The sequence below is a fragment of the Leptolyngbya sp. FACHB-711 genome, assembly GCF_014695615.1.
Taxonomy (GTDB): domain Bacteria; phylum Cyanobacteriota; class Cyanobacteriia; order Elainellales; family Elainellaceae; genus Leptolyngbya_A.
In genome coordinates this window covers 1-7,368 of sequence record NZ_JACJOR010000550.1, presented here as the reverse complement: position 1 = coordinate 7,368, position 7,368 = coordinate 1, and the positions used below count along the sequence as shown (strand labels likewise).

11 protein-coding genes are annotated in these 7,368 nt (G+C 48.9%); 6 read left to right on the top strand and 5 right to left on the bottom strand.

What is annotated here, in order from left to right; translation table 11 throughout:
• The coding region (locus H6F80_RS29505; protein ID WP_206755122.1) for a DUF6602 domain-containing protein at positions 1-295 on the bottom strand (295 nt) is incomplete at its 3' end.
• Between the two features lie 168 nt (positions 296-463).
• Positions 464-685, bottom strand: a complete 222-nt coding sequence (locus tag H6F80_RS27470; protein WP_190794700.1) for a DUF433 domain-containing protein — start codon at positions 683-685, stop codon at positions 464-466.
• Positions 686-835: 150 nt separating this feature from the next.
• On the opposite strand from H6F80_RS27470, the gene H6F80_RS27465 reads away from it, so the two are divergent.
• The 4 genes from H6F80_RS27465 (at position 836) to H6F80_RS27450 (ending at position 4,131) form a co-directional block, all read left to right on the top strand.
• Entirely contained in the window at positions 836-2,092 is a 1,257-nt protein-coding gene (locus tag H6F80_RS27465) for a metallophosphoesterase family protein (RefSeq protein ID WP_190794699.1), read from the top strand.
• A gap of 65 nt (positions 2,093-2,157) precedes the next feature.
• Positions 2,158-2,994, top strand: a complete 837-nt coding sequence (locus tag H6F80_RS27460; RefSeq protein ID WP_190794698.1) for a tetratricopeptide repeat protein — start codon at positions 2,158-2,160, stop codon at positions 2,992-2,994.
• Positions 2,995-3,342: 348 nt separating this feature from the next.
• Entirely contained in the window at positions 3,343-3,585 is a 243-nt protein-coding gene (locus H6F80_RS27455; RefSeq protein ID WP_190794697.1) for a hypothetical protein, read from the top strand.
• Between the two features lie 402 nt (positions 3,586-3,987).
• A complete protein-coding gene (locus H6F80_RS27450) occupies positions 3,988-4,131 on the top strand; it encodes a hypothetical protein (RefSeq protein WP_190794696.1) in 144 nt (47 codons plus the stop codon).
• Here H6F80_RS27450 and H6F80_RS27445 read toward each other — a convergent pair.
• Positions 4,117-4,962, bottom strand: coding sequence for a TIGR01548 family HAD-type hydrolase (locus H6F80_RS27445; protein ID WP_347277936.1), 846 nt, complete (start codon positions 4,960-4,962; stop codon positions 4,117-4,119). The genes H6F80_RS27450 and H6F80_RS27445 overlap by 15 nt on opposite strands.
• A gap of 90 nt (positions 4,963-5,052) precedes the next feature.
• Between H6F80_RS27445 and H6F80_RS27440 the strand changes: the two genes are divergently transcribed.
• Positions 5,053-5,358 carry a 30S ribosomal protein PSRP-3 gene (locus tag H6F80_RS27440; RefSeq protein ID WP_190794695.1) on the top strand — a complete coding sequence of 102 codons (306 nt, stop codon included), beginning with the start codon at positions 5,053-5,055 and terminating at the stop codon, positions 5,356-5,358.
• Between the two features lie 166 nt (positions 5,359-5,524).
• Here the strand turns inward: H6F80_RS27440 and H6F80_RS27435 are convergent, their stop codons facing one another.
• Together H6F80_RS27435 and H6F80_RS27430 are read right to left on the bottom strand one after the other, a co-directional pair.
• Positions 5,525-6,298, bottom strand: a complete 774-nt coding sequence (locus H6F80_RS27435) for an ABC transporter permease (RefSeq protein WP_190794694.1) — start codon at positions 6,296-6,298, stop codon at positions 5,525-5,527.
• A 163-nt stretch (positions 6,299-6,461) separates the two neighbouring features.
• Positions 6,462-6,998, bottom strand: a complete 537-nt coding sequence (locus H6F80_RS27430) for a magnetosome magnetite crystal formation protein family (protein WP_190794693.1) — start codon at positions 6,996-6,998, stop codon at positions 6,462-6,464.
• A 134-nt stretch (positions 6,999-7,132) separates the two neighbouring features.
• Between H6F80_RS27430 and H6F80_RS29500 the strand changes: the two genes are divergently transcribed.
• The coding region (locus H6F80_RS29500; RefSeq protein WP_206755121.1) for a hypothetical protein at positions 7,133-7,368 on the top strand (236 nt) is incomplete at its 3' end.

The window sequence follows — 7,368 nt, the reverse complement described above, 5'->3', positions numbered from 1 at the left end:
CTCCATCCCGGAAGATTGGAGCGTAGTTAGCTGAGTCCCAGATAATGATATCTATTTGCCTTGATTTGAGTATTTCACCCTTCCGATTAGAAGCAAGAATAAATCCGGTGCTAACCTCATATTTTCGAGGCAGAATATTAGAAATTAGGCTACGAAGAATAGATTCTTTATAGTTGCCAACGGAGAGCCAGTGATCTCGCCCAATTAATTCATCTAGACGAGATACTTTACTTAAAAGTTCTGCATTGTAAGAAGACAGGAACTTATTAAATACATTGGTCTCGTTAAAATTCAAAGCTCTTATCCTCAGTTGTGCTATAGCTCGTTCATTATATCTAGCTGATATTACTCTAGAATTCGATCGCCCCAACAACAAACCGCAAACCCAAAATTTTCCTTGTCCTAGAAAATGCTGTTTAACAGGGCGCGATCGACAAATGCTCAATTTAACAAGAGGTTTATTTCACAGTTTGGTTGGGAGACGATCGTCCAGATAGGAGGAGACGAAAACTAGAGCTTGCTGAATGTCTTCCTCCTCTAACTCTGGAAACTCCTGCTGTAATTCTTCCCGGTTAGGATAGGTCGCTAATAACTCAATCACCCGGCGCACCGTAAGGCGAAGGTTACGAATGCAGGGCTGTCCATTCATGCCATTAGGATTGCTCGTAATGCGATCGAGTTTCATAACAAATAACCCAGCCTCTTAAAATTAAGAGATTTCACTCCGACAGCATGAGTTCACTTTATCACCGCCATTTGAGAATCAATATTTAGACAATTTAGACAGAATTAGAGGGAACCACTTACAATAACGTCAGTTGCGTCCATTTGTACTATGGCTCGTTTTTTGCATCTAGCTGATATTCATTTGGGGTTCGATCGCTACGACAGCAAACCGCGAACTCAGGATTTTTTCCTGGCATTGGAAAATGCCCTCGAAAAATATGCGATCGCAGAACGAGTCGATTTTGTGGTGATTGCGGGTGATTTGTTTGAGCACCGTAACATTCAGCCTGCCACGCTAAACCAAGCGCAGCACTGTCTTCGGCAGCTGAAACAGGCAGGGATTCCGACTATTGCGATCGAGGGAAACCACGATAATCGCCCTTATGGAGCGCGGACGAACTGGCTCCGCTACCTGGCGGACTGGGAACTGCTAATTTTGCTGGAACCGGGAGACGTGGCAGCGGGTGAACCGCTTTATTCGCACTGGAAAGATGGCTACGGCGGCTATATTGACCTGGACTGCGGCGTGCGAGTGATGGGGTCGCAGTGGTACGGCGCGGCTGCTCCGAAGGCGATCGAGCAAATGAGTCAGGCAATGCAAGACTTACCGCCCAGTCCGGGACAAACTGTTTTTTTGCTGCATCACGGCATGGAGGGACAGATTGCCCGCTATCAGGGGGCGTTGCGCTACTCAGATGTGCTGCCTTTAAAACAGGCGGGAGTCGATTACCTGGCACTGGGACACATTCACAAGAATTACGAGCAGGAAGGCTGGATTTTTAACCCTGGCTCGATCGAGGCAAATAATATTGAGGAATCTCGATTTCGGCGCGGCGTGTATTTGGTGGAGATCAGCGATCGCGGCGTACAGGCAGAACTGAAGACCGGCTACTATCAGCGATCGATTGTTCGTTTGAAATTGAAAACGAAAGGACAGGAAACGCTAGAAGAACTGGAGCAGGCAGCGATTACGTTGGTGCAAACTGCCATTCAGCAGGAGCAGATGAACCCAGCCGATCAGCCGATCGTGGAACTGCGGATCGAAGGGGAGGTGGGATTCGATCGGCTCGATTTTGACGTGCGCCAACTGCAACGACAGCTCCAGCAACTTAGCAATGCGCTGATCTTTTTGCTTAAGTATGACGTGGACAACGTGGCTTACAGTTCGCCTTTGGCTGAAGATGCCAGCCGTTTGCAAATTGAGCAGGAGATTTTCACTGATCTGCTTTCTGGTCATGTGCAGTATCGCAAGCGGGCGGCAGAACTCGCGCATGGGCTAATTGATTTAAAGGATCGGCAGCTTGAGGGGCGATCGGAAGCTGAACTGTTTGAGCTAGTGCAAACGCTGCTGAGTGCGGAGAATTGATCAGTCAGTAAGCTACGGGGCGAGAGGATTTGTCACAAAACTCAATCCCTGGCATGATAATGGGCATGATGCGAAACCTGCTTTTTTCAGTTCTGCTGTCGATCGTCCTCTGGTGTAGCTATTTTGCCCCGGTTCAGGCAAGTCCTCTGGCTTTAATCGTTGCTCAAGTAGAATCTACCAGCATAGAACCTGCGAACGCTGAATCCCTGGCTAATCTGAAAGCAAAAGCCTTTGCTGCCACAAACAAGGGGAACTTTGCCGCCGCAGAAACCTACTGGACTCAGCTCCTTGAAGCTTTCCCCGACGAGCCTGCTGTCTGGAGCAATCGCGGCAATGCTAGAGTGAGCCAAAATAAGCTGGAGTCCGCCATCCAGGATTACAATCGGGCGATCGAGCTGGCTCCTGATGCACCCGACCCGTATCTGAATCGGGGTACGGCTTATGAGGGTTTGGGACAGTACGCAGCGGCGATCGATGACTACAACCGTGTGTTAGTGCTAGACCCAAGTGATCCGGCTGCCTACAATAATCGCGGCAATGCAGAGGCAGGTTTGGGGCAATGGGAGCAGGCAGTTCAGGATTACAAAAAAGCAGCTGGTTTAGTGCCGGACTATGCCTTTGCCAGGGCAAACTATGCCCTCGCCCTTTACCAGACAGGCGAAACAGAGGCAGCGATTCGAGAGATGCGAAATCTAGTGCGGAAGTATCCCCAGTTTGCCGATATGCGAGCAGCTCTTACCGCCGTACTCTGGGTTCAGGGAAAACAGGGCGAAGCAGAAAGTAACTGGGTTGCAGCCGTTGGGCTAGATAAACGCTACAAAGACTTGGACTGGGTTGCCACTGTTCGTCGATGGCCCCCCACAATGGTCGCTGCTCTAGAGAAGTTTTTGACATTGCAATAAATTCTTTGCAACAGATTCTTTCAGAAATGAGATAAGTAAGGCGTTTCGGGCAGCAAAGGTTTCGCAAAAAGCAACTGTACTGCGATGCTCATAATCTGCCATCGTCGAATTTTTTAATCACACGTAGCAACTCACCAAAATTGCAGTGATTTGGCAAATTCTCGAGCTTAGGGAAGCTTCTCCTTAATCTCCTGCAACTTTATATGTATTTTTCATAAAGTATGCAGGAATGATAGTAAAAATTAGGTAAGGTGCACGAGTTCACGGTTGTGGCCGTTTGTATTTATAGAAGTTTATTTTGCTCAATCCGATTGGTAGGAGCAACCCATCAGGGCGAGAAATAGGGTAATGCTGATTCGACTGCTTTTGGTATATCTGCTGGTTTCGCTAGTTGTCTTCATCACGCTGCTTGGAGTTTTTTGGGCTGACCATACTACGCCAAAGTCCGATCGACTCTCTTGGCTGCTAGTTTGCATTGGCTCTTTTATCTGGTTTATCACCATTCCTTTATCAATCATCGAGCTGACACGTAAATTATTTCGTCGAGATATTTTGCCCAAACCAGAATGTCCGTGGAAAACGTGGAACTAAGGTCTAAAGCCAGTTCAAGAGGCAGCTCACAACGGAACAGAATCAGCTCGGATTGACGTGGCGAAGGGGCGTTCTTTCAGTCCTCAGACCGTCTTTCGTGCTCACTTTTGTACTCACTTTTGCACCCAAATCTACTTAGCCTTCAGGTAAGCTATGATACAAGGCCGTGCAGGATGGCGGTGAAATTTTTCCCATCAAAATAGCCCATTGCCTGTGCTTGAAACTCCGCATTAGGCTTGACTTTTGTCGTCGTTCTAAGAAGCAGAGGCAGATTAGTTTTTCGGTTAAGGAGAGCTTCTATATTGTTGTTGTACGGATCTTCATGAGAAATTTATCGCACTAACGCAAGCCGCTACCTAGAATTTTGGTAATTAGACCTGTTAGCGGATTTTTAGTGTCCCTATGAAGATCCCCCACCCCAAATCGACGGCTGGTGAAGGTGGGCAGCTACCGACACCTCAGTGGGTGAGCCAGGTCGGGTTAGAGTGGCTTCACCGTATTGTTGTCCGCTGGTTAACTGCCCAGCAGCATTCAGGAAATCGCTGAACCAACAAGCTGAGCCACCTGGTCAGGATTGAGCTGCTCAATGTTGGGTAGAACGATCGCTGCTCCTGCTTCGGTCAGCTTTTGGCTGTAGGACTGGCGATAATCGGCTGACTGTTCCTGTAGATGGGGTGGCAGAATTCCGACGCCGATCCACGATCGATCGGGCTGCTGAATCTGCGCTTGCTTCATGGTGTGCATATCAGCAACTGTATCCCCGGCGTAGAGAACGGGGAGATTTGCAGTGAGCTGGTCACGAACTTCAAGCTGCCGCACCGCCTGAAATAATCCAGTGGGGTCAGGCTTTCCAGGTGCATCTTCCATTGCAACGAGAATTGGCGGTTTCAGTCCTAGCCGCTTTTCTAGAACATACGTTGCAGACCCTCGCGTTGCCCCGCTAAAAAATCCCCAAGAAATGCCCGACTGGGTTAAGCCTTGCAGATAGGCGGATTGAAGCAGTAAGGGTTCGTGACAAATATAGCCATTCCAGTGAACCGGATCAGTGCCTCGATAGCGACTCTGGAAAAAAGTCACGATCGCCTCATAGTTCACGATCTGCGCGGAGCGATCGATTCCTTGTGCCTCAAAGTAGCGATACACCAGCTCTTGAGAGGCTTCCCAATCGTTGTTCCACGTCCCTTCTGCCTTGAGCGCGTCGATATCTGCCTGGTTGGGTCGATAGGCTCCGTGGGTAAACTGCTCGACTGTATCTGCCAGGGCACGACGATAAGAGTTGCCCACATCGCGGATTACACCATCAATATCAAACACCACGATCGCTGAACTACCCGCAGGCTGCACCAAAATACACTCCTTGCTCAAGCTAAACTGCACGATGTCGCTCTTGCAAATGGCGATCGTGGGAACCTGTAGATTACCATAGAGGATTGTAGAAGTTATGGGAACAACGAAACGATCCGGGAGGTGTTTTTGTCCAAGTTTATTCTGAAAGTTCTTTGGCTCGATCAAAACGTTGCGCTTGCAGTGGATCAGGTCGTGGGCAAAGGAACCAGCCCGCTGACCTCTTATTTCTTCTGGCCCCGCAACGATGCCTGGGAGCAGTTGAAAGGCGAGCTAGAAGCGAAGCACTGGATTTCTGAGTCCGATCGAATTGAGCTGCTCAACAAAGCCACGGAAGTGATCAACTACTGGCAAGAAGAAGGCAGACGGCAACCTTTAGCCGAAGCACAGGCGAAGTTTCCTGATGTCGTGTTCACGGGTAGCACCTGATCGTCAACCAATTAGATCAGCAACCAACTGATTAGAAATTCAGCGTGGGGGCATTCATTGCCCTCATTTTTTTGTGCTCAGTTTCTGGAGGCTGGGCTTGTGCGACGAGGATGGACAGATCTCCAAATCAGCGAATTTTCAAAATCGTAAAGTCATGGTCAAAACATCAATACCCGCCTAGTTTTCCCCGCCGCTTTGTCTCCCGCTCTGACCAGCGAAACAGCGTTAAGCCGATCGTCAGATAAAGCGCACCGTTGAGTAAGGCAATTGTTAAACTTGCCCAGTTTAGCCCTTCGCCCCGTGCCATCACCGATCGCAGCAGTCCTGCACCGGGAGCCATCGGCAAGAGCCAGCCCACAAAGCGCAAACTCCCTGTCCAGGTTTCGACGGGAGTGGTGAACAAAAACAGCAGCGCGAACTGAAACACGCTAAGCAACTGCTGCACTTGCTTCAGCAATAAAGCCAGAGAGCCGATCGAAAATGCCAGCCCATACGCACCCATCAGCACTGCCAGCAGCGGCGGAATCAGTGTCAGCGGAAAGGCAAGCTTACTGCCCGTAATCACAATAATCAGCAGCAGAATCGTCAGGTTAATGCCCAGATTCAGCAGCAGGCTGGCAAGCGCACGGATAAAAAACAGTCGCGACGCACCATAGGGGGTGAGAAACAATTGCTCCAGTGTTCCGGTGCGTGCCTCTTGCTGAAGTCCTCCGGCAATATCGCCCTGAATAAACAGCATCAGCGTCCATAGCACATAGCCAATCACGATCGAATCCAGCCGATCGCCAAGTTGAAACGCCGGACCCGCAATATACTTTGCGCTGAGAAATAGCCCGTAAAAAATTATCGTCGTACCAATAATGCCGCCGATCACTTCTGAAGAATAGCGCCGCAGTTGCAGCCAGCTTCGCTGAAGTTCGGCAAAAAAGAGGGGAAGCATAGAATATGGGAAAAAGACAATCGAATCAATCCTTTTTTATCCTAGCGATTTACTCGATCGAGGTTGAGTCAGCTGTCAAAATCAGAAGCTAGCAGAGCGTTCTGGAGTTTGTCACAATCCTTGTTAAACCTTCAATTAATGACTTCAATTAATGAGAACAGCTCTAACGAACAAACCAACGGATCAAAGCGTGAGAGTGCGATCGTCCTCGACATGCCTGCACAGCAGCAAACAAGATGAAGGGAGCCAGCAACGGCAATGCCCATGCTGACTCTAGTACAATCCAACCGACCACCCAGGAGAACACAAACTGAGTTTTAGGACTTGTATAGTGATGTGCTACATCAGAACAGGCAGGAATAACGAGCAAGGTTGTGAGGATAAAAACGATCGTCAGAAAACATGAGACAGACAGTTGAAAGTTGAGAGCTTTACGTCCTCGCTCATCTATAAATGAATGAATGTTTCGCTGCCTTTGCCACACCCAAAATGTCGCTGGGATGCCTGAATAGACTAGGAGTAGAGTAAAACTCAACAGCGTGATGAGCGACAAAAACTCGGAGGAATCATTGAAAACGACAGTGAGTAAAAGATTGAGACACCCTGCTACAAGCGGCAACAGCGGCAGCCAAGCTAATCCTGCCAGATGGCAGCAGGCAGCACGGAAACGAATAGCGCGACTCAAGGAGGAAGACGGCATAAAAGCACATTCAGTAGGTGAGGAGAAGTCCTGGGAGGCAAACTGAGATTCGGATACCAATCAGTGATGCCAGAAGAATTCCCACACCTTCCGATAGTTGATGCAAAATCTTGTACTGTACTGCGAGGTGCTAATTGCCTGAATTGTTTATCGGACTCTTTGTTCTTGCCCTCTTTGTAGCCCAAATTCTGCTTTACGTCACAACAGCTCGCATTGCCCATCGAAAAGGATATCGCTGGTGTTTTTGGATCTTTGTAGGAAATGGATTGCTGGGACTACCCCTCATGCTCCTCTTACCCGCTGCGAATCAACCGGGATTAGCATTGAAAACTCAACAGCAGCAGCGACAGAAAGGCAATCTGCTCGGAGC